The sequence below is a fragment of the Nocardia albiluteola genome (assembly GCF_018860155.1).
GTDB classification, from domain to species: Bacteria; Actinomycetota; Actinomycetes; order Mycobacteriales; family Mycobacteriaceae; genus Nocardia; species Nocardia albiluteola.
This window is the reverse complement of sequence record NZ_JAHKNI010000014.1, coordinates 26465-46704: the sequence shown is the minus strand read 5'-3', so window position 1 is coordinate 46704 and position 20240 is coordinate 26465. Positions and strand designations below refer to the sequence as shown.

The window sequence follows — 20240 nt, the reverse complement described above, 5'->3', positions numbered from 1 at the left end:
ACGCTGTTATTCCGACCCGGCGCGACCCCCTGACCAGCTGGCCTGACAATGTTATTTCTATGAATATCATCGTTATTCTCCGCTGTGGCTCGAGGTATAACAGCGTCATAATCCGGAGGCGATGAAAAATAACACTGTCAGCCGGTCTGCGGCACCCTCGCCCGGGGTACGGTGACGCCATGAACTCCGGTGAATTCGTTCTCGATCCCGACGCCGAGCCCATCGAGAGCCAGGACTGGCTGCGCGCCTTCGTCGACACGTACATCGCCGGGTGGAACACCGGCGACGGCGAGGCGGTCGCGGCCTGCGTCACCGAGGACACCCGCTGGATCGATCCCTCGGAGCCCGAGCTGATGACGGGCCGCGCCGGGGTGGCGAAGTTCGTTCGCGACACGTTCCGTGCCTTCCCGGACGTGAACTACGACCTGGTGTTCGAGCCCACCATCGTGGCCGGTGGGCGCGCGGCGATGGTGCCGTGGCGCATGACCGGCACCCACACCGGACTGCTCACCCCGCCGGGTTTCGCGGGCACGGGCCGCAAGATCGATCTGTTCGTCGTCGACATCTGGCAGTTCCGCTCGGGGCTCATCTGGCGCAGCAAGGCGACCTGGGACGTCAACGAGCTGTTGCTGCAACTGGAGCTGATGCCCAAGCGCAACGGCTTCTCCGAGAAGTTCGTGGCCTGGTGGCAGCGCACCGGAGTGGCGATTCGCGGGCTCATCCGCTGAGGCAGGGCAGGGCCAGTGAATGCTGTACGGCCTGGGCCACCGCCTCCTGGACAACAGCTCGATCGGCGCCCATGCCGACCAGCACATGGGTGACCGAGGGTAGCAGCACATCGATCGGGCCGCGATCGCCGTAGAGTCCGGCCATGTCGAGCTGGATGAAACCGTAGAGCCCCGTCCAGAATTGGGCCGCGGTGGTGCGTGGATCGCCCTCGTTCAGGATGCCGGCATCCATCGCCCGCTGGGTGGCGCGCACGATGTGGTCGAAACTCTCGGCGAAGTTCTCGAAATCGGAGTCGTCGGCGCCGGATAGCACGTTGCCGCGGTTCAGTTTCACCTCCGCCTTCGGCGAGTCGGTGGCGAACATCAGCCGGAACAGCTCCGGCCGGCGCAGGGCCTCGTCGCGAAAGACGAAGCCCAGCACCAGGATATCGGCGATCGGATTGTCGGTGACCGCACATTCCGCGAGCCGGCTGCCCAGCTGCGCGAAGCCGGCGGACCCGACCGCGCGCAGCAGCCCGGGCATGCCGGTGAAGTTGGAATAGATCGCCATCGTGGACACGTCGCAGCTGCGCGACACCCGGCGCACGGACAGTGCGCCCAGGCCCTCGGCGGAGATGAGCTGAATCGTGGCCTCGATCAGACGCTCTCGAATCGGGCCGGGCGGCGCCGGATCGGCCGGGCACGGTGCGGTCATGCCGCGATCTCTCCCAACTCCGCGGCGGTGATCTCCTCGAGCGGCCGGCGCCGAGTCTCGACCAGCGCGCCGACCGCCACGATCGCCGCGAGCGCGACCGGCACCACGCTGAGTAGCGCCATCCGGCCGATCGACGGTGCGCTGATCGCCACCACCACGAGCGCGAGCACCGCGACCCCGCCGGCCTTGGTCATGGCCGCGGCGAATCCGGTACCGCGCGACCGGATTCGGGTCGGATAAACCTCGGATCCGTAGGCCACCACGACCGCGACGATCGAGCTGGATCCCCAGATCGGTACGACGAGAAGGGCATACAGGAGCGTGCGGTTGTCCGCGACATGATTGCCGAGCGCGACGAAGGCGGCCAGCGTCACCGCGAGCATGGTGCTGAGGCCGACGAGCGTCCATTTGCTGGAGCGGTGGTAGCAGTATGCGACAAGGAAATTGAGCGGGAAGCCCAGGATCGCGGAGTCGCGCAGGATCTTGTCCGCGCTCACGCCGCTGAACCCGAGGGTGCGTAGGTTCGTCGGCAGCCAGAACTGAAAGCCGTAGGTGACCAGCCCGACGCCGAGCCCCAGCAGCGCGAGCACGACGGTGACGCCGAGGAAGGGGCGGCGCAGCAGCTGGTCGATGCCCTCTCGAAAGCCCTGCGCCGCAGTGGGTTCGGGCTCGTCCGCGCGGACGATCTCGGCATGATAGGTGCGCAGCACCCGCTCGGCCTCCAACTCCCGGCCGACCGCGATCAGATACCGGGGCGACTCCGGAATCCAGCGCACCAACAGGGCGAGCAACAGCCCCGTGGGCAGGCCGACGAGCCACAGGATGCGCCAGCTGTAGGTGTGCCCGATGGTGGAGGACAGCCAGCTCGTGATGACGTACGCGCCGGCGATGTCGCCGCCGATCAGCACCAGCAGCCAGCCGCGGTGGCGGGCCGGAATGGTCTCCGACAGCAGCGTGAACGCGACCGGCAGCATTCCGCCCGCGGCCAGGCCCATGATGAAACACATCACCATGTTCATCTGGAAGCTCGGCATCGCGCCGCAGATCGAGGTGCCGACGAACCAGATAGCGGCCAGCAGGATGGCGGCCTTGCGACCGATGCGGTCACCGAGCCAGCCCCACAGGAACGATCCGAGCGCCGTGCCGAGGATGCCGGACAGCGGCAGCAACGCCACCGGCAGTGCGTGCAGGTGCGGCGAGGCCGGTGTGCGCAGGTGATATTCACTGCCGACCCCGGGCACCACGAATGAGAGCGTGGTCGGCTTCATGACGTCGATGGTGATGGCGGTGGCCAGCACCAGCACCAGCAGCACGTGCACGCGGCCCAGTGGAGCGTCGTCCATGGCCCGCACCCGCAACCGGGCCACCTCGCGGTGCACCGGGCGGCGCGGGAACAGGCCGTAGGTCGCCAGGCCCAGCCCGATCACGATCAGGATCATCCCGGCGATCATGGAGCCGTCCATGGGCATTCCGTCCATGCGGTAGCCCATGCTCGCGGCCATGAAATACATAGGTAGATGTAAGAGGGTTCCCACCGTGGTAGCGGTGAGCCCGGCCCAGAACGCCCATGTGTGCCGGCCGTTCATCGTCTGTCCAGACACTTGTGGAACATCGCGCACGTTCTATACCACCGCTTCAAACACCGGGGAGCCGCTGTCCGGCGACCCCCCACGACCTAGTTACTGCTTGGTAGCGTACAAACGAAAGTCCGGTTCAGGAAATGATTCGACACATTCGTTCCGAAATGTTCAGTCCGAGTGCCGCATTCACCGTACTTAAGATTCCCAACGATGGGAATGGTGTATAGGGCATAGATCGAAGAGGTGAACTCGGTAGGCTCGTATGGTTGATTGGTGTCGATACAGGAGGCGGTCATCGAGGAGCGGGGTAGCGCGCGGATGTTGGGCAGGATTCTGCCCGCCGGGGTAGCCGCGGCCGAGTTGCTGCGGTATCCGGAGGGCCTGAAGCCGCATCCGGGTGAGGAGCATCTGATCGCGAAGTCGGTGGAAAAGCGGCGGCGGGATTTCATCGGCGCCAGGCATTGCGCGCGGGAGGCGCTGGCGCAGCTGGGTGAGCCGCAGGTGGCGATCGGCAAGGGAGAGCGGGGGATGCCGCTGTTCCCGCGTGGCGTGGTGGGCAGCCTCACCCACTGCGACGGGTATCGGGCCGCGGCGCTGGCGCACCGGCTGCGGTGGCGCTCGATCGGTATCGACGCCGAACCGCACGCCGCACTGCCCGAGGGCGTGCTGGATTCGGTGAGCCTGCCCGCCGAACGGGACTGGCTCGCCGGTGCGCTCCCGGCGACCGGCCTGCACATGGACCGCCTGCTGTTCTGCGCCAAGGAGGCGACCTACAAGGCGTGGTTCCCGCTGACGTTACGCTGGCTCGGATTCGAGGACGCGCACATCACCTTCACCATCGGCGACGACGACCGGTCGGGCACGTTCCGCAGCGAGCTGCTGATTCCCGGCCAGGTCAACGACGGCGGCGCGCCGCTGCGATCCTTCGACGGGCGCTGGCTGATCACCGACGGGCTGATCCTGACCGCGATCGTGGCCGGCTGATGGGACGCGAACCGGCCCTGGTGGACGCGCTGGGCGGGCTGCTGGTGGTGGACAAGGACGGCGGCATGACCAGTCACGATGTGGTGTCGCGCTGCCGGAAGCTGTTGCGCACCCGCAAGATCGGGCATGCCGGGACGCTGGACCCGATGGCGACCGGCGTGCTGGTGCTGGGCGTGGAGCGCGCGACGAAGATGCTCGGCCTGCTGACCCTGACCACCAAGGCGTACTCCGCGACCATCCGCCTGGGTCAGGCGACCGTCACCGACGACGCCGAGGGCGAGGTCCTGTCCACCGCTCCGGCCTCGCATGTCACCGATGCCGAGATCGCCTCGGGCATAGCGACATTGACCGGTGACATCCAACAGGTCCCGGCCACGGTGAGCGCGATCAAGGTCGACGGTGAGCGCGCCTATGCCCGCGCCCGCGCGGGGGAGGACGTGCAACTGGCGGCCCGCCCCGTCACCGTCTCCCGCTTCGAGGTGCTGGCCCGCCGCGATATCGAGGCCGGTGCAACCACATTCGTCGATCTGGACGTGGAGGTGGAGTGCTCCTCGGGCACCTACATCCGCGCCCTGGCCCGCGACCTGGGTGAAAGCCTCGGCGTCGGTGGCCATCTCACGGCTCTGCGTCGCACCAGGGTGGGCCCGTTCACCCTCGAGCATGCGCGCACGCTCGACGCGTTGGCGCAGGACCCCACCCTGAACCTCGACATCGATTCCGCCGCGCGCCTGGCCTTCCCACATCGCAGCATCACGGGCGAGGAGGCCGAATCCCTGCGCGACGGCCGCTGGCTCGACCCGATCGGCCTGCGCGGGGTGCACGCCGCCCTCACCGAGGACGGCAAAGCCATTGCGCTGCTGGAGGAAAAGGGAAAGCGCTCGTCCCCGGTCCTGGTCGTGCGCCCGCGCGGCCTGTTCGACTAGGGGCCGGTACTCCGCTCTACCGCTGATAAATATCGCGACGGTGCCCCGCGTTGATGACCAGAATGATCAGGAGGCCGTCGTCGATGCGGTAGATCGCGCGGTAGTTCCCGTGGCGCAATCGGTAGTAGCCGGTATACGTGTCACCCACCATCGGCTTGATGTTCGGATTCGGTGCGTACGGGTCGTTGCCCAAGGCGGTGATCGCACTAAGCAATCCCAGTGCGTCTGCCTGCGGGATGGCTCGGATCGCTCGCCGGGCGGCAGGCGTGAATTCGAATCCGTACTTCACGCCGCGCCATGCTTCGGTTCGTCGAGAACCTCGGCCATCATCTCGGTAAGGCTGGTCCGCTCGCCTGGCTCACGCTCGGCCTCGTCGGCCATCCGGGTGAGCTGCTCGTCTTCCCACTGTTCGAGCTTTTCCAGCATGTACATGGGGATGATGGCGGCCACGGGCTGCCCGTCGCGGGTGACCGTCGTCGACTCGCCTGCGACCGCCTTGTCGATCACGGCTGCGAGACTGGCGCGTAGCTGCCGGATGCTGATCGAATCGTCGTCCATGAATTGGAGTGTACTCGGTATTGTGTACACGCGTGGTGGGCTCAGCTGACGTCGGATTGGATGTGCTCGGGCGCCCGCTGGGCGCGCAGCCGCTCGACCGCGTCGTGCATGTGCTCGATCAGCAGCTGGCGGGCGCGGGCCGGGGATCCCTCGCCGACGGCATCGCGCAGGTCGACGTGCTCGCGGGCCTGATCGCGCAGGTCGGGGTAGGCGGACTGCAGTGCGCCCAGGCACATTCTGGTCTCGATCAGCAGGGTGCGGGCCGCGCGGGTGAGCCTGGGGCTGTCGGCGCTGTCGACAAAGGCCTCGTGGAAGGCCTGATCCGCCTCGGACACCCCGGCGGCGTCGCCGCGCTCGGCGCACGTGACCATTTCGATCACGCTCGGTTCCAGCGCCGCGTAGGCGATCTCGCGGCGGCCGTCCAGAATCAGTTCCAGCGCACCGCCCTCGATCGCGGTGCGCGCCCGGTAGACGTCGATCACGTCGTCCTGGGTCAGCTCGATCACGAAGATGCCGCGGTGCCGGATGCTGTGCAGCAGTCCCTCGGAGACCAGGCGCTGCATGGCCTCTCGCACCGGGCCGCGCGACACGTCGAACTGCGCGGCCAGATCGGCCTCGACGAGCTGCGCGCCGGGCGCGAGCGTGCCGCGCATGATGGCCTCCCGCAGCCGGTCCGCGATCATTTCCGCGGTCGACTGCCGGTTGACCGGTTCGAACTCAATGACCGGCATGGACGAGCCTTTCCGAGAAGAGCCTCCCCAGGCTCGGTGAGACGGGAGCATATCCGGCCAGCCGCAGGCCCTCCCAGACGGTGACCTGATTGGCGGTCAGCACCGGCTTGCCCAGCGCCGCCTCGAGCCTCGGCAGCACCTCGACGGTGTGCATCGCGGTGTCGGGGATCAGCAGCGCCTGCGCCTCGGGGTGATCGTTGGCGATCGCGAGCTCGAGCACCCGCTCGGGCGACAGCGTGCCGACCTCGGCCGCGGTGTCGATGCCCGCGCTCGACATCGAGACGACCCGGATGCCCTCGGCGGCAAGAAAATCCACGAACAGCTTCGCGACCTCGTCCGGATAGCTGGCGCACACGGCCACCCGCGCCACCCCGATCGCCCGCGCCGCGTTGACGAAGGCGAAGCTGGTGCTCGACGCGGGCACCCCCGCGGCCTCCCCGAGCCCGCGCACCTGCTCGCGCGCGCCCTGCGGGCCGTAGACGAAACTGCCGGAGGTGCAGGCCCAGACGACGGCCGCGGGCGCATGCCCGGCCAGCAGCTCCGCCCCGTGCCGCAGCTTGTCCGGGCTGCCCAGATCCAGTAGTTCGGGCACCGCGTGCAGGTCGGTGCCGTAGATGTGGGCGATGCGCAGGTCTGCATTCAGCAGGGCGCCGGCGCGCGGATAGTCGTCCTCGGCGGCGTGGTCGGGGTAGATGAATCCGATCGCTGTCACGGGTCTCCTTCAGAAAACGTTCTGGAGCCACTTGCCAGGCCCCATCATGGGAAGTTTCATGCGGCCCAGGCAGGCCCACATGGTGAGCTGATTCGCGGTCAGGACCGGCTTGCCCAGCGCCCGTTCGAGCGGTTCGACCAGGTCGTAGGTGGGCAGGTTGGTGCAGCTGACGAAGATGGCCTGCGCCTGCGGATCGTCGGCGTTGATGATGCGCTCGGCGATGGTGCGGTAGCTGACCTTCCAGATGCCACCGCCCAGGCCGAGGTGATCCGAGCGGATCACCGTGCAGCCCGCCTCGTCGAGGAATTCGTGCAGCTTGCCGGTCAGTTGCTCGTCGTAGGGGGTGATCACCGACATGCGGGTGATCTCCAGTTTGCGGACCGCCTCGATCAGCGCCCCGGAGGTGGTGACCGCGGCGGCGGCCCCGGCGCGGCAGATGGCCTCGACCAGCGATCGCTCGTAGGCCAGGCCCTTGATGAAACTGCCCGAGGTGCACAGGTAGGCGATGACTTCGGGATCCACGTGCAGCACGTTGCGGGTGGCCGCGGTCAGGTGCACCGCGTCGGAGACCAGCTCCGCCATCTCCACCGAGACCGGCACCGGCTCGTACGGCGTGCGGGCCAGATGCAGGCTGACCTCGAGCGGCGCCCAGCGCCACAGTTCGCGCTCGAGGGCGAGGTCGAACGGCGCGATGATGCCGATGCCACGCTGGGCCACGGGCCCATCGATATCGGCAAAGTTCAGTTCCACGAGGGCCCCTCTCGCGTCCGCTACCAGTCCTCCGCACACGATCGGATTGTTGACAATCATACGATGCGTTTCTAGTCTGTCAATGTGAAAGAGGGCCCCAAAGTCGCCGTATTACACGATGGCACCCGGCCCGATGCGCAGCTGATGCGACCGGTCACGATGCGGGCCGAGGTTCGCTATACGGTCGCGGACGGGCTCGCCGAGGCGTTGCGCGGCGCCGATGTGCTATTCGTCGACGACTTCCGCACCACGGCGATACCCGCCGCCTGGTTCGCCGCGGATCGATTGTCCTGGCTGCACGTGGGTGCCACCGGTGTGGATGCCGTGCTGTTCGACGAACTGATCGCCAGCGACGTGATCGTCACCAACACCCGCGGCGTATTCGACAGTGCCATCGCCGAATACGTACTCGCGCAGATCCTCAATTTCGCGAAGGATCTGCCCGAATCGTTGCGCCTGCAGCGCGAGCACATCTGGAGGCATCGGGAATCCGAGCGGATCGCCGACGCCTCGGTGCTCATCGTGGGCACCGGATCGATCGGCCGCGCCACTGCCCGGCTGCTGCGTGCGGTCGGTATGCGGGTGCGTGGGCTGGGCCGCCGGGCGCGCGAGGACGATCCGGATTTCGGCACGGTCGCCACCGATCTGTACGCCGAACTGCCCGCCGCGGACTACGTGGTGGCCGTTGCTCCCTTGACTCCGCAGACGCGGAATATGTTCGACTCCCGGGCATTCACGAATTTCACACCGCATGCTCGTTTCATCAATGTCGGTCGTGGGGAATCCGTAGTGACAGACGATCTCGTCACCGCATTGCGCACCGGTCTGCTCGCCGGTGCGGCGCTCGATGTCGTCGATCCCGAACCGCTGCCGCACGGCCATGCGCTGTGGGATCTGCCGAATGTCCACCTCACGCCACACAATTCCGGCGATTTCGCCGGTTGGCGCCGCGAGATAACCGCGGCGTTCGCCGCGAATTTCCGGAAGTGGATCGATGGCCGGCCACTGGACAACGTGGTCGACAAGAGGCTGGGGTACGTCCCCGCCTGAAGGGAGTCAGCTATGGCCCACCCCGATATCGATATTCCCGCCGAACCCGCCGCCATGACAGCGGTCGAGCTGGTGACCGCCTATTCGGCCGGCGCACTGTCCCCGGTCGAGGCCACCGAGGCGGTGCTCGAGGCGATCGCCGAGCGGGACGGCGCGCTGAATGCGTTCTGTCTGGTCGATCCCGAGCGGGCGCTGGTGCAGGCCAAGGAATCGGAGGCGCGCTGGCATTCCGGGCACGTGCAGGGCCTGCTGGACGGGGTGCCGATGTCGATCAAGGACACCTACCTCACCGAGGGCTGGCCCACCCGGCGCGGCTCCACCTCCATCCAGGCCGATATGCCGTGGCCGGTCGACAGCCCCGCCACCGCGCGGCTGCGCCAGGACGGGCTCGTCTTCGTCGGCAAGACCACCACCCCGGAGCTGGCCTGGAAGGCCGTCACCGACTGCCCGCTCACGGGCATCACCCGCAATCCCGCCGATCCCGCCAAGACCTCCGGCGGCTCGTCCGGCGGCAGCGCGGCGGCGGTCGCGGCGGGGATGGGCCCGCTGTCGATCGGCAGCGACGGCGGTGGGAGCGTGCGGATTCCGGCCTCGTTCTGCGGCGTCGTCGGATTCAAGCCCACGCACGGGCGCATTCCGATGTATCCGGCGAGCCCGTTCGGGCCGCTCGCGCACGGCGGGCCGATCACCCGCACCGTCGAGGACGCCGCGCTGCTGATGGACATCCTGTCGCTGCCCGATCCGCGCGACCCCACCCAGCAGGCGCCCACGCTGACCACCTTCCGCAGCCAGCTGACCCGGGACGTGCGCGGCTGCACCGTCGCCTATTCGCCAACACTGGGCTACGCACACGTCGATCCCGAGGTCGCGGCGGTGGTCGATGCCGCGGTGCGCAGGCTGGACGAGGCGGGCCTGCGGGTCGTCGCGGCCGAGCCGGGCTTCACCGATCCCCTCGAGGCGTTCGAACTGCTGTGGGCGACAGGCGCCGCGGCGATGCTCTCGAAATTCCCCGAGGGCACCCGCGAGCGGGTCGACCCCGGCCTGGGCGCGGTCTGGGATGAGGGCGAAACCCGCAGCGCCGTAGACTATCTCGACGCGCGCGCGACCGCCGCCGAGATCGGCATCGTGATGGGCGCCTTCCACACCGCCTACGATCTGCTGATCACCCCCACCATGCCGATCACCGCCTTCGAGGCCGGTCACGATGTGCCGCCGGACAGCGGCCTGCGCAGCTGGCCGCAGTGGACCCCATTCACCTACCCGTTCAACATGACTCAGCAACCCGCGATCAGCATCCCCGCGGGCAGCACTCCCGAGGGCATGCCTGTAGGGTTGCAGATCGTCGGCCCGCGGCACTCGGACGATCTGGTCCTTGCCGCCGCGCGGTTCGCCGAAACCGTTCTGGCCTCCTGAGACTCGTGCACGGGACCTGACGCCAAGCCGTGCGCGCGGAGAAAGCCTGGCTCGCCAACAATGTTGGCGGGCCAGGCTTTTCAGTGTCGAGGTGCTATGCGGCCGATTCGGCTTGTGGCCGGTTCAGCGTCGAATTGCGGTAGCCGAAGCCCCAATACAGTGCCAGGCCGAGTACCAGCCAGATGACGAACCGCAGCCAGGTGACCCAGGTGAGTTCGGTGATCAGCCAGATCCCGCGAACACCTCACCATCGTCGACCTGATCGAATCCCGGGATCAGGACGCCGTCGAACGGTATCTGCGCGAACACATCCAGCAGGCCCGCGGCCGCTGGGCGAAGCCTCAGGACTGAGCGTCGCCGGTCGGCGCACCATGTCGAGTCCGGCTGCCCGAGGTGTCGTGATCGCGCCGCGCCGGAATGACGGATGCTCGTCGCGAGATCACGGGGTGGATGCGGTAACCCGACCCAGGCCGGTGTGGGGTTACCGAGGTCCGGTCGTCCGTGCGATGGGGCCGCGCGGCTCAGGCTCGGGCGAAAGCGAGGGTTTCGCCCTCTACTCCCCGCAGCCACAGGGAGTTGCAGGCGGTGGCGAGGTCGGGGAGGCCCTCTTCGATGGTAGCGAAGACGTTGCCCGGAACCCAGCCCATGTCACCGTTGATCAGTAGATTGTTGCGGCCGTAGAAGAGTGCAAGATCCGTGGCACCCTGGGCGTGATGTGCCTCGGAGCCGGGCTCGTAGCCGTAGGCGGGGTTGCCGATCTCCCAGGGCTCGAAGTCGAACAGGCATACGTCGCCGGGAATCGGTGTGACCGTGGGGTTCTCGCGATGCGGGGCGGCGGAGATGCGGGGGACCAGGGTGTACACCTCGTTGCGGGCGTACTTGGCGTGGAAGGCATCGCCCGCCTGCGGCAGCGCATCCCACACCGCGGCACAGGTGCGGGGGGCCTCCTCGTCGAGAAGGCGTGCGCGGCAGGTGATTCCGGCCTTGGTCAGGGTGATGGTGAGGTAGCGGGCCACGGAGACTCCCTTCGCGGGGTGGGTGAGCTCAGAGCTCGTCGAGGACGGCGGACCAGATCTCGAGCGCATCGTCGACCTGGCTCTCGGACACGATCAACGGCGGGATCATCCGCACGACATTGCTGTAGGCGCCACAGGTCAGCAGCAGCAGGCCCTTCTCGCCCGCGAGGCGCTGCGCGGCGGCCGCGGTGGCGGTATCGGGTTCGCCTGCGGCCGTGGTGAATTCGGAGCCCACCAGGAGGCCGAGCCCCCGCACGTCGCCCACCGCGATGGTGGCGGACTTGCGTGAACCCTCGATGAGCTGGCGCCCCCGGGCCGCGGCGTTGTCCACCAGGCCCTCGGACTCGATGACCTCCAGCGTCGCGACGGCCGCGGCGCACGCGACCGCGTTGCCGCCGTAGGTGCCGCCCTGCGAGCCGGGCCACGCCTTGGCCATCAGTGCGGCCGGGGCGGCGATGCCCGAGAGCGGGAAGCCACTCGCCAGGCCCTTGGCGATGGTGATGACGTCGGGCCGCACGCCGAAGTGCTGGTGCCCGAAGAACTTTCCGGTTCGTCCGAATCCGGTCTGGATCTCGTCTATCACCAGCAGGATGCCGTGCCGGTCGGCGCGCTCGCGCAGGCCCTGGAAGAACGCGGTGTTGCCGGGGATGTAGCCGCCCTCGCCGAGCACGGGCTCGACGAAGAACGCCGCGGTCTCCGCGGGCGAGCTGAGCGTCTGGAAGAGGTAATCCAGTTCGCGCAGCGCGAATTCGGTGGCCTGCTCCTCGCTCCAGCGGTAGCGGTAGGCGGTGGGGAACGGCGCGACGTGCACCCCGCCCATCAGCGGGCTGAATCCGGCCGAGAACCGGGTGCCCGAGGTGGTCATGGTGGCCGCGGCGACGGTGCGGCCGTGGAAACCGCCATGGAACACAATCACATTCGGCCGTCCGGTGGCCTGGCGCACCAGGCGCAGCGCGGCCTCGATCGCCTCGCTGCCGGAGTTGGAGAAGAACAGCGAGTCGAGTCCGGCGGGCAGCACCGTGCCCAGCTTTTCGGTCAGCTCGAGCAGCGGCCGGTGCAGCACGGTCGTGTACTGGCCGTGGATGAGGCTGCCGACCTGCGCGCGGGCGGCCTCCACGACCCGCGGATGGCAGTGGCCGGTGCTGGTGACCCCGATGCCGGCGGTGAAATCGAGGTACCGGCGGCCGTCGGTGCCGTACAAATAGCACCCCTCACCGTGATCGACGGTGACCGGAGTGGCCTGCTTGAGGACGGGGGAGAGTTCGGACATGTGAGCTGCCTCACTTCTCGACGATCATTGTTTATTGTCGGATTGTTGACAATATGAATATCATGGCGGGCAGGGCGACAGCAATGGTTTGCGGCGCCCGGGTCACGAATGCAGGAAACAAGCGTGAGGAGCGGGCAGTGACGCAGACCAGTGCGGGCCTGGAGTCCGACGAGCGGGCCGCCATCGACAGCGTGCCCACCGGACTGTTCATCGGCGGGCAGTGGCGGCAAACCGCCGCGCGACTGCCCGTTACCGACCCCGCGACCGGGCAATTGCTCTGCGAGGTGGCGGACGCCGCACCCGAGGACGGCCTGGCCGCCCTGTCCGCGGCCGCCGGCGCTCAGGCCGCCTGGGCCCGCACCCCGGCGCGCGAGCGCAGCGATCTGCTCATGCGCGCGCACCGGCTGCTGCTCGCCGACACCGAGCGCCTCGCGCTGGTCATGACCCTCGAGATGGGTAAGCCGCTGGCCGAGGCGCGCGGCGAAATCGCCTATGCCGCAGAGTTCTTCCGGTGGTTCGCCGAGGAGGCCGTGCGCCTGGACGGCGGGTACATGCCCGCGCCCGGCGGTGGCTCGCGGTTCCTGGTGACCAGGCAGCCGGTCGGGCCCAGCCTGCTGATCACGCCCTGGAACTTCCCCCTGGCCATGGGCACCCGCAAGATCGGCCCCGCCCTGGCCGCGGGCTGCACGTGCGTGATCAAGCCCGCCGAGCAGACGCCGCTGTCGATGCTCGCCCTCGCCGAGGTGCTGGTCCGGGCTGGGCTGCCCGCGGGGGTGGTGAACGTGATCACCACCTCGGACCCCGCGTCGGTGATGACGCCGATGATCCTGGACGAGCGCTCCCGCAAACTCTCGTTCACCGGATCCACCGCGGTGGGCAAGGTGCTGCTCGAACAGTGCGCCCGCACGGTCATGCGCACCTCGATGGAGCTGGGCGGCAACGCGCCTTTCCTGGTGTTCGACGACGCCGATCTCGACGAGGCGGTCGAGGGTGCGCTCGCGGCCAAGATGCGCAATATCGGGCAGGCGTGCACCGCGGCGAATCGAATTCTGGTGCAGCGCGGCGTCGCCGAGGAGTTCTCGCACCGCCTCGCCGCGCGGATGGCGGCACTGCCGATGGGCCGGGGCACCGAGGAGGGCGTGGTGGTGGGCCCGCTCATCGATGCCGACGCGGTCGCGAAGGTGACCTGGCTGGTGGCCGATGCCCAGGAGCGCGGCGCCACGGTACTACTCGGTGGATCCGCGGCCGACGGCCGTGGGAACTTCTATCCCGCAACGGTTCTCGTCGGAGTCCCCGATGATGCGGCGCTGTGCCGGACCGAGATCTTCGGCCCGGTCGCCGCGATCGCCGTCTTCGACACCGAGGACGAGGCGATCGAGCGCGCCAACGCCACCCAGTACGGCCTGGTGAGCTACGTGTACACCGAGAATCTGCGGCGCGGGCTGCGCGTCTGCGAGGCCCTCGACACCGGAATGGTCGGGCTGAACCAGGGCGTGGTGTCCAATCCCGCCGCACCGTTCGGCGGCGTCAAGGAGTCGGGCCTGGGCCGCGAGGGCGGTTTCACCGGCATCGACGAGTTCCTGGAAACCAAGTACATCGGCGTGAAACTGTGAGCCCGGAATCCGGATACGAGGGAGATTCGTTGAGTACCTACCGAATTGCGACCATCCCGGGCGACGGGATCGGCGTGGACGTGACCGCGGAGGCGGTGCGCGTGCTGGATGCGGTGCTGTCGGGCATCGAGTGGACCGAATTCGACTGGTCCTGTGAGAACTACCTGCGCACCGGCGCGATGATGCCGCCCGACGGCCCGGCGCAACTGGCCGGGTTCGATGCGATTCTGCTGGGTGCGGTGGGTTTTCCGGGCGTGCCCGACCATATTTCGCTGTGGGGCCTGCTGATTCCGCTGCGCCGGGCCTTCGGGCAGTACGTGAATCTGCGGCCGGTGCGGCTGCTGCCCGGCACCGAGTCCGCGCTGCGCGGCCGCACCGCCGAGGATCTGGACATTCTCATCGTCCGGGAGAACTCCGAGGGCGAGTACTCCGAGATCGGCGGCACCCACAATCCCGGCCGCCCCGAGGAATTCGTGCTGCAGGAGTCGGTGTTCACCCGCATCGGCTGCGAACGGATCATCCGGTACGCGTTCGAGCGGGCCGCCGAGCGCGACGGCCGCCTGTGCTCGGCCACCAAATCCAACGGCCTCATTCACTCGATGCCATACTGGGACAGCATCTTCGAGCGCATCGCCGCCGAATATCCGTCCGTGGAAACCCGCCAGATGCACGTCGACGCCCTGGCCGCCGAGATCGTGCTGCACCCTGACCGCCTGGACGTCATCGTCGGCTCGAACCTGTTCGGCGACATCCTTTCCGATCTGGCCGCCGCGGTGACCGGCGGCCTGGGACTGGCTCCCTCGGGCAATATCAACCCCCATCGCGAGGCCCCCTCCATGTTCGAGGCCGTGCACGGCAGCGCACCCGACATCGCGGGGCAGGGCATAGCCAACCCGGTGGCCCAGATCCTCGCCGCCGCAATGATGCTCGACCACCTGGGCGAGAAGTCGGCGGCCGCCGCTGTCGATCAGGCGGTCTGCGACATCCTGGCCGAGGGCGCGATCCGCACCCCCGATCTCGACGGCACCGGCACGACGACCGATCTGGGCGCGGCCATCGCGGCCCGGGCCGCCGAACTCGCGGGCTGACCGACGGGCCCGGAGCCTGCGGCGGACGAGTGAGCAAGCGGGCGGATACTTTGTCCCATGGACGTATCGGCACCGCTCGCAGACGTCATGATCACTCTCGGCGCGCACGATCTTCCCCGGCTCCGCGACTTCTATCGCCGCTGCGGCCTGCCGCTGATCATCGAAGACGACAACTTCGCCGCGTTCGAGCTACGCGGCGTCGTCCTGGCGGTGTTCCCGATCGGCGAACTCGCCCGCGACGGGCAGACCGCGCCCGATCCTGGCAACGGTGGCATCCGCTTCAGTATCGGGGTCATCGTCGACACGCCCGAGGATGTCGATCGCCTCACCGAGCAGATGCGCGACGCCGGCGCGCAGGTCACCAAGGAACCCGTCGACGCCGAGTTCTTCACCGGCCGCTCCGCGTACCTGCACGATCCCGAGAACAATTACTTGGAGATCACCTGGGCCGCGCCGGACAACCCGATCATGCGGCGCCGCCGAGCTCGGCCCGCGGACGGGTAGGCCGGGCTATCGGCTCCGAGCACCCACCGCGCCGCGGTCCGAATCCCGATCCCGCGGACGGGTGATCCGATAGTGGGCCGGGTCGGGTACCGCGAGCATCGCAGACAGCCGGCGGCGGTCGAACGGCCACAGGTCGATGGTGCGGCCCTCGGTGAAATACCAGGAGTCGCACCCGGTGTTCCAGACCGTCGGCCCCATCGCCTCGTCCACGTCCTTGTAGTAGGCGTCGGTGGCCGACTCGGTGACCTCTACGGTATCGATGTCGCCGTCGCGGAACCTGTTGAGCCAGTGCGTGATATACGCGGCGGTGCGCTCGGCGGCGTACTGCAGGGATATCGATCCGGTGGGGGAGTTGGGTCCCAGGACGGTGAACAGGTTCGGGAAGCCTGGGATCGCGGTCGTGCGGTAGGCCCGCGGTCCCTGCGCCCACGCCTGGTCGATGGTGACGCCGTCGCGCCCGCGCAGATCCATCGGGCGCATGTACTCGTGGGCGCGGAAACCGGTCGCGAGCACGATGACGTCGACGGGGTGCTCGCGGCCGTCGGCGGTGCGGATCGCGGTGGGCGTGATCTCCGTGATCGCGTCGGTGACAAGGTCCGCATTCGGCGCGGTGATGGCCCGGTAGTAGCTTCCGGACACGACCGGGCGCTTGCACAGCGGCTCGTATTCGGGGGTGAGCCGGGCGTGCAGGTCGCGATCGCGGACCAGGGCGTCCAGGCTGCGGCGGGCGTACGATTGCACCAGCTTTCGCCGCCAGCTCGGCCGGAGCACGATGTCGGTGAACACCCCGGATGCCTCCAGCGCGAGCCCGTACAGCCGGTGCGCGAGCGGCGGTGCGCTCCGCAGCAGCCGGGTGAGTGCCTCCGGCTGCGGAATTCCCATGGGAGCCCACAGCACCCACTGCGGGCTGCGCACGAAATGCCGCAGGGCGCTCGCCTCGGGCTGCAGCGCCGAGACGACCTGGACGCCGGTGGATCCCGTGCCTAGGACCGCGATTCTCTTTCCGGCCGTGGCGATGTCGTCGCGCCAGCGGGCGGTGTGCACGACCGGGCCCGCGAAGTCGTCCATGCCGGGAATGTCGGGGACGGCCGGATGATGCAGCACGCCGGTGGCGGCGATGACGAAGTCGGCCTCGAGGACCGTGCCGTCGGCGACCGTGACCTGCCATTGGTGCCCGTCGAACTCGGCGGCGGTCACCTCGCTGTTCAGGCGCAGGTACCGGTCCAGCCCGAAGTGCTCGACCACCTCGCGGTGATAACGCTGAATCTCGCCGCCGGTGGCCCAGATTCGCGACCAGTCCGGCTTCGGCGCGAATCCGAACTGGTACAGGGTCGAGGGCACATCGCAGGTCAGGCCCGGATAGCGGTTCCAGTGCCAGACCCCGCCGACGTCCGAACCCTTCTCCAGGATGGTCACATTCGTGAAACCGGCGTGGGTGAACGTGTAGGCGGCGGTGATGCCCGCGACCCCGGCGCCGATGATGACAATGCGCGGATCACGCGCTCCGGGTGAGGTTTTCATGCGTGATCCTCGCCGATGGCCCGCACCTGATCCTCGTAGGCCGCGCGGACCCCGGCGTCGTCCGGGTGCAGCGCGCGGTCAGCGTTGAACAGGCGGCGGACCAGCCGCACGGCCGGTTCGGGAGTAGCGGCCAGGAGTGTGTCGATCGGGCCGAGATACGACGGGACGGCGGTCTCGGCGCGGCGGGTGCGGCAGGTCTCGAGGATCGCTGCGGCCACGTCCTGCGGTTCGACGGTGGGCATGCCGCGGCCCAGGGTCAGGCCCGAGGAGAGCCGGGTGCGCACGGCCGAGGGCAGCACCGCGCTGACGCTGACGCCGTATTCGGCGAACTCGAGCCGCGTCGCGGCGGACAGCCCGACGGCGGCGAACTTGCTGGCGTTGTAGACCGCCAGGCCCGGGACGGGGATCTTGCCCGCCAGCGACGCGACATTGACGATATGCCCGCGCGAGCGGGCGATCATGCCGGGCGCCACCGTGCGCATGCCGTGGATCAGGCCCCAGACGTTGATGTCGATCGTGGTGTGTCCCACCGAATCCGGCTGCTCGAGGAACGGCCCGGCGGGCATGACGCCGGCATTATTGACCAGGATGTCGATATCACCGAACTCCGCGGCCACCTCCTCCCAGCGGGGGCGGTCGCGCACGTCCAGCTGGAATGCCCGGGCGCCCAACCGGTCCGCCACGGTCTGCGCGGCCTCGAGGTCGATATCGGCCAGCGCGAGCTCGGATCCGTTGCGGGCGAACAGCTCCGCGGTCGCCTCGCCGATGCCGCGCCCGGCGCCGGTGATCAGGACCCGGGCGCCGCGCGGTTCTACGGCCGGGTAGCGGGACAGAAGCGTCATAAGATGATTAGGCGCCCGTGATTCCCGTTTGCGAGGGGAGCAAGCGCCGTCTCCTTTCGATGTCGGTGGTAGCGGTTAGTGTGTTGAGTGTGGATGAGCTGGTGCGGTACAACTTTCGCTTGCGGCCGGGCCGTACTGCGGAGTCTGCGTTGCTCGCCGAGTGGCATCGCTGCCGGTTCCTTTGGAACGAAGCTGTTCATCGACAGAAATCGAGGAACAAGTCGACACTCTGCACTTTGAGCAAGCTTCTTACCGAGGCCCGTTCACGGAGTGCGTGGTTGCGGTCGGGTTCTCAGGTCGCCCAGCAGCAAACACTGCGCACGTACGCCCAAGCGCTCAGTGGGTCTTTCACCGTGACAGGACGTCGGCGTCCGGTGTTCAAGTCTCGCAAGAAGACTCGGGTGTCTTTGGAGTACACGCGTCGCGGATTCACCCTTACTAAGGGGCGTCTGGTGTTGGCCAAGGGCATCAGCGTCCCAGTGGTCTGGTCGCGGGAGTTGCCGTCCGACCCGACAAGTGTGCGGATTACTCAAGACTCGCTCGGGCATTGGTATGCGTCGTTCGTCGTGCGCCGCATGACCGAGAAGGCGCCTTCGGTTGAGGGGGCTATCGGTATCGATTGGGGTGTGAGTACGACCGCCACCACGACGAACCACTCGTTTGATTTGCGATACCCCAGGCACCGCAGGCGTTGTGCGGCGGAGTTGGCCAAGGCGCAGCGCACGATGGCGAGGCGACGACGTGGCACGCACGGCCCGCAGTCCGGCGGGTACCAGCGGGCCGCACGAAAGGCCGCGAAGCTTTACAAGAAAGCAGCCAGGCAAACCCAGCACGATGCACGTGTGTGGGCCAAGAACGTTGTCGACCACCACGACCTCATCGTGGTAGAGGACTTCCGGCCCAAGTTTCTGGCGAAGTCGACGAAGGCTCGCAAAGCCGCTGATGCGGCGATCGGTGCGACGAAACGGGATTTGATTGCGCATGGCGCGCGGGCTGGCCGGAGGGTGGTGTTGGTGCAGCCCGCCTATACGAGCATGACGTGTTCGAGTTGTTTCGCGAGAGCCAAGCAACGACTCGACCTCGCCGAACGAACCTTCCGGTGCCACGACTGCGGGTTCACCGAGGACCGGGATCGGAACGCCGCCAGAGTGATTCTGGCTGTGGCAGAGCGCGGCCACACACGTGTCGAGGACGTAAGACAATCGGATCACATCCCTTTGATGGCTGATTCGGTTGCGGTCTGAGCGTGAAATCCCCTGCTGACAGGCAGGAGAAGCGTTAAACGATGGTGCGGCGGGTACTGGCCATGGCGTGCTCGAGGGTCGCCCCGCGGCGCCGGTCGTCCATGAAATTCGGGCCCATCACCGCGAGATCGGCGGCGGTGGCGGCCACGTACAGCACCCGGGTGCCGCTGGCGCGCGCGGCCGCGATCTCGGCATCGAGCGTGTCGCTCATGCGATTTCGCAGCTGGCGCTCCAGGAGGTGGCCGGGACCGGAGGCGGGGATGCGGCCGGCCGAGGCCATCGGCGCCAGCACCACCAGCTCGTCCAATTCCAGCGGTGCGAGCAGATCGACCGAGGCGGTCGAGGCGACCCCGCCGTCGACGTAGCGGCGTCCGCCGATCGGGACGGGCGGGTACCACCCGGGGACCGCCCACGATGCCCGCAGTGCCGCACCGAGTTCCGCGCGCGGCGCGCCGGGGGAGCCGAACGGCACCCGGGTCCCGGTCTCGAAATCCGTTGCCACCAGCCATGTCGCGGGATGCGGCACCCAGTCCCGGCCCGGATTGAGTCCGTCGGCCAGCCGCTGCAGCCAGCTCGCGTCGCCGCCGCCGCGGGGCAGCAGCCCGCTGCCCGCGATCAGCATGTGCTGCGGAGATCCACTGCCGCGCAGGGCCATTCGTGGCGAGCCGAGACGCGGGCGGGGCAGCGGCGGGAATCTGCCGGGCCCGTCGCGGTGATGCCGCGCCAGCACGGGATGCGTGGCGGTGCCGAGCTGCATGTCGACGAGTTCGCCGACGTCCACGCCGCTACCGAGCATCGTCACCAGTTCCGCCCCGGCCGACGTGCCGATCAGCGCGTCCGCCTCGCGCGGATCCCAGCCCAGCACATCGCGTGCCGCGGCGAGCGCGGCCACGATCCACGCCGCGCCCAGGGTGCCGCCACAGCCGATGGCCAGTCCACGTCGATGTGTACCGAATGTGTTACCCACGGTTTCGGATACTAACAGTATTCGGATACTGATGGAATCCCGAAGGCGTGGG

The 20240-nt window shown here is 68.2% G+C and carries 23 protein-coding genes; 10 read left to right on the top strand and 13 right to left on the bottom strand.

All coding sequences use genetic code 11. The features are described from left to right. The first annotated feature begins 179 nt into the window (after window positions 1-179). Window positions 180-728 carry an ester cyclase gene (locus tag KO481_RS32960; protein WP_215922401.1) on the top strand — a complete coding sequence of 183 codons (549 nt, stop codon included), beginning with the start codon at window positions 180-182 and terminating at the stop codon, window positions 726-728. Here the strand turns inward: KO481_RS32960 and KO481_RS32955 are convergent. Together KO481_RS32955 and KO481_RS32950 are read right to left on the bottom strand one after the other, a co-directional pair. Continuing rightward, window positions 718-1422 carry a TetR/AcrR family transcriptional regulator gene (locus tag KO481_RS32955; RefSeq protein WP_215922400.1) on the bottom strand — a complete coding sequence of 235 codons (705 nt, stop codon included), beginning with the start codon at window positions 1420-1422 and terminating at the stop codon, window positions 718-720. The two genes, KO481_RS32960 and KO481_RS32955, sit on opposite strands and share 11 nt — an antisense overlap. Then, the gene (locus KO481_RS32950; RefSeq protein WP_215922399.1) at window positions 1419-3023 is read right to left on the bottom strand and encodes an MFS transporter; all 1605 of its coding nucleotides are present in this window, start codon (window positions 3021-3023) and stop codon (window positions 1419-1421) included. The genes KO481_RS32955 and KO481_RS32950 overlap by 4 nt, the downstream gene beginning before the upstream one ends. A gap of 297 nt (window positions 3024-3320) precedes the next feature. Between KO481_RS32950 and npt the strand changes: the two genes are divergently transcribed. Together npt and truB are read left to right on the top strand one after the other, a co-directional pair. Next, the gene (npt, locus tag KO481_RS32945) at window positions 3321-3986 is read left to right on the top strand and encodes a 4'-phosphopantetheinyl transferase Npt (protein WP_215922580.1); all 666 of its coding nucleotides are present in this window, start codon (window positions 3321-3323) and stop codon (window positions 3984-3986) included. Beyond that, window positions 3986-4909 carry a tRNA pseudouridine(55) synthase TruB gene (gene truB / locus KO481_RS32940; protein WP_215922398.1) on the top strand — a complete coding sequence of 308 codons (924 nt, stop codon included), beginning with the start codon at window positions 3986-3988 and terminating at the stop codon, window positions 4907-4909. The genes npt and truB overlap by 1 nt, the downstream gene beginning before the upstream one ends. A gap of 16 nt (window positions 4910-4925) precedes the next feature. On the opposite strand, the gene KO481_RS32935 is transcribed toward truB, so the two are convergent. The 5 genes from KO481_RS32935 to KO481_RS32915 are packed head-to-tail and all read right to left on the bottom strand — an operon-like array spanning window position 4926 to window position 7660. Continuing rightward, on the bottom strand, window positions 4926-5198 hold the full coding sequence (locus KO481_RS32935) for a type II toxin-antitoxin system RelE family toxin (RefSeq protein WP_215922397.1): 273 nt from the start codon (window positions 5196-5198) through the stop codon (window positions 4926-4928). Beyond that, window positions 5195-5467: a type II toxin-antitoxin system Phd/YefM family antitoxin gene (locus KO481_RS32930; protein WP_215922396.1), complete on the bottom strand. Its 273-nt coding sequence runs from the start codon at window positions 5465-5467 to the stop codon at window positions 5195-5197. Before KO481_RS32930 ends, KO481_RS32935 begins: the two co-directional genes overlap by 4 nt. A gap of 41 nt (window positions 5468-5508) precedes the next feature. Next, window positions 5509-6198, bottom strand: coding sequence for a GntR family transcriptional regulator (locus KO481_RS32925; protein WP_215922395.1), 690 nt, complete (start codon window positions 6196-6198; stop codon window positions 5509-5511). Further along, on the bottom strand, window positions 6185-6901 hold the full coding sequence (locus KO481_RS32920; protein WP_215922579.1) for a maleate cis-trans isomerase family protein: 717 nt from the start codon (window positions 6899-6901) through the stop codon (window positions 6185-6187). Before KO481_RS32920 ends, KO481_RS32925 begins: the two co-directional genes overlap by 14 nt. An 18-nt stretch (window positions 6902-6919) precedes the next feature. After that, window positions 6920-7660: a maleate cis-trans isomerase family protein gene (locus KO481_RS32915; RefSeq protein ID WP_308166859.1), complete on the bottom strand. Its 741-nt coding sequence runs from the start codon at window positions 7658-7660 to the stop codon at window positions 6920-6922. 144 nt (window positions 7661-7804) lie between these two features. Between KO481_RS32915 and KO481_RS32910 the strand changes: the two genes are divergently transcribed. Together KO481_RS32910 and KO481_RS32905 are read left to right on the top strand one after the other, a co-directional pair. Then, window positions 7805-8710, top strand: a complete 906-nt coding sequence (locus tag KO481_RS32910; RefSeq protein WP_245401868.1) for a D-2-hydroxyacid dehydrogenase — start codon at window positions 7805-7807, stop codon at window positions 8708-8710. 27 nt (window positions 8711-8737) lie between these two features. Beyond that, complete coding sequence (locus tag KO481_RS32905; RefSeq protein WP_215922578.1) at window positions 8738-10123, top strand: amidase; 1386 nt, start codon at window positions 8738-8740, stop codon at window positions 10121-10123. A 94-nt stretch (window positions 10124-10217) separates the two neighbouring features. On the opposite strand, the gene KO481_RS32900 is transcribed toward KO481_RS32905, so the two are convergent. Further along, entirely contained in the window at window positions 10218-10346 is a 129-nt protein-coding gene (locus KO481_RS32900; RefSeq protein ID WP_308166872.1) for an amino acid permease C-terminal domain-containing protein, read from the bottom strand. A gap of 26 nt (window positions 10347-10372) precedes the next feature. Between KO481_RS32900 and KO481_RS44930 the strand changes: the two genes are divergently transcribed. Continuing rightward, on the top strand, window positions 10373-10474 hold the full coding sequence (locus KO481_RS44930) for a hypothetical protein (protein ID WP_215922576.1): 102 nt from the start codon (window positions 10373-10375) through the stop codon (window positions 10472-10474). A gap of 170 nt (window positions 10475-10644) precedes the next feature. Here the strand turns inward: KO481_RS44930 and KO481_RS32890 are convergent, their stop codons facing one another. After that, the gene (locus KO481_RS32890; protein ID WP_215922392.1) at window positions 10645-11139 is read right to left on the bottom strand and encodes a DUF3830 family protein; all 495 of its coding nucleotides are present in this window, start codon (window positions 11137-11139) and stop codon (window positions 10645-10647) included. 28 nt (window positions 11140-11167) lie between these two features. Continuing rightward, complete coding sequence (locus KO481_RS32885; protein ID WP_215922391.1) at window positions 11168-12409, bottom strand: aspartate aminotransferase family protein; 1242 nt, start codon at window positions 12407-12409, stop codon at window positions 11168-11170. A 137-nt stretch (window positions 12410-12546) separates the two neighbouring features. On the opposite strand from KO481_RS32885, the gene KO481_RS32880 reads away from it, so the two are divergent. Genes KO481_RS32880 through KO481_RS32870 form a run of 3 tightly spaced genes read left to right on the top strand, consistent with a single transcriptional unit; the run spans window position 12547 to window position 15614 of the window. Further along, complete coding sequence (locus tag KO481_RS32880; protein WP_372452161.1) at window positions 12547-14022, top strand: NAD-dependent succinate-semialdehyde dehydrogenase; 1476 nt, start codon at window positions 12547-12549, stop codon at window positions 14020-14022. A gap of 29 nt (window positions 14023-14051) precedes the next feature. Beyond that, a complete protein-coding gene (locus KO481_RS32875) occupies window positions 14052-15110 on the top strand; it encodes a tartrate dehydrogenase (RefSeq protein ID WP_215922390.1) in 1059 nt (352 codons plus the stop codon). Between the two features lie 57 nt (window positions 15111-15167). Next, window positions 15168-15614 (top strand): VOC family protein, encoded by a 447-nt coding sequence (locus KO481_RS32870; protein WP_215922389.1) that lies wholly within the window; start codon window positions 15168-15170, stop codon window positions 15612-15614. A gap of 6 nt (window positions 15615-15620) precedes the next feature. Here the strand turns inward: KO481_RS32870 and KO481_RS32865 are convergent, their stop codons facing one another. Then, entirely contained in the window at window positions 15621-17135 is a 1515-nt protein-coding gene (locus KO481_RS32865; RefSeq protein WP_215922388.1) for a flavin-containing monooxygenase, read from the bottom strand. Next, window positions 17132-17977, bottom strand: a complete 846-nt coding sequence (locus KO481_RS32860) for an SDR family oxidoreductase (protein ID WP_215922387.1) — start codon at window positions 17975-17977, stop codon at window positions 17132-17134. The genes KO481_RS32865 and KO481_RS32860 overlap by 4 nt, the downstream gene beginning before the upstream one ends. Window positions 17978-18066: 89 nt before the next feature. On the opposite strand from KO481_RS32860, the gene KO481_RS32855 reads away from it, so the two are divergent. Beyond that, the gene (locus KO481_RS32855) at window positions 18067-19221 is read left to right on the top strand and encodes an RNA-guided endonuclease InsQ/TnpB family protein (RefSeq protein WP_372452160.1); all 1155 of its coding nucleotides are present in this window, start codon (window positions 18067-18069) and stop codon (window positions 19219-19221) included. Between the two features lie 34 nt (window positions 19222-19255). Here the strand turns inward: KO481_RS32855 and KO481_RS32850 are convergent, their stop codons facing one another. Continuing rightward, complete coding sequence (locus KO481_RS32850) at window positions 19256-20188, bottom strand: patatin-like phospholipase family protein (protein ID WP_308166858.1); 933 nt, start codon at window positions 20186-20188, stop codon at window positions 19256-19258. Between the last annotated feature and the right edge of the window lie 52 nt (window positions 20189-20240).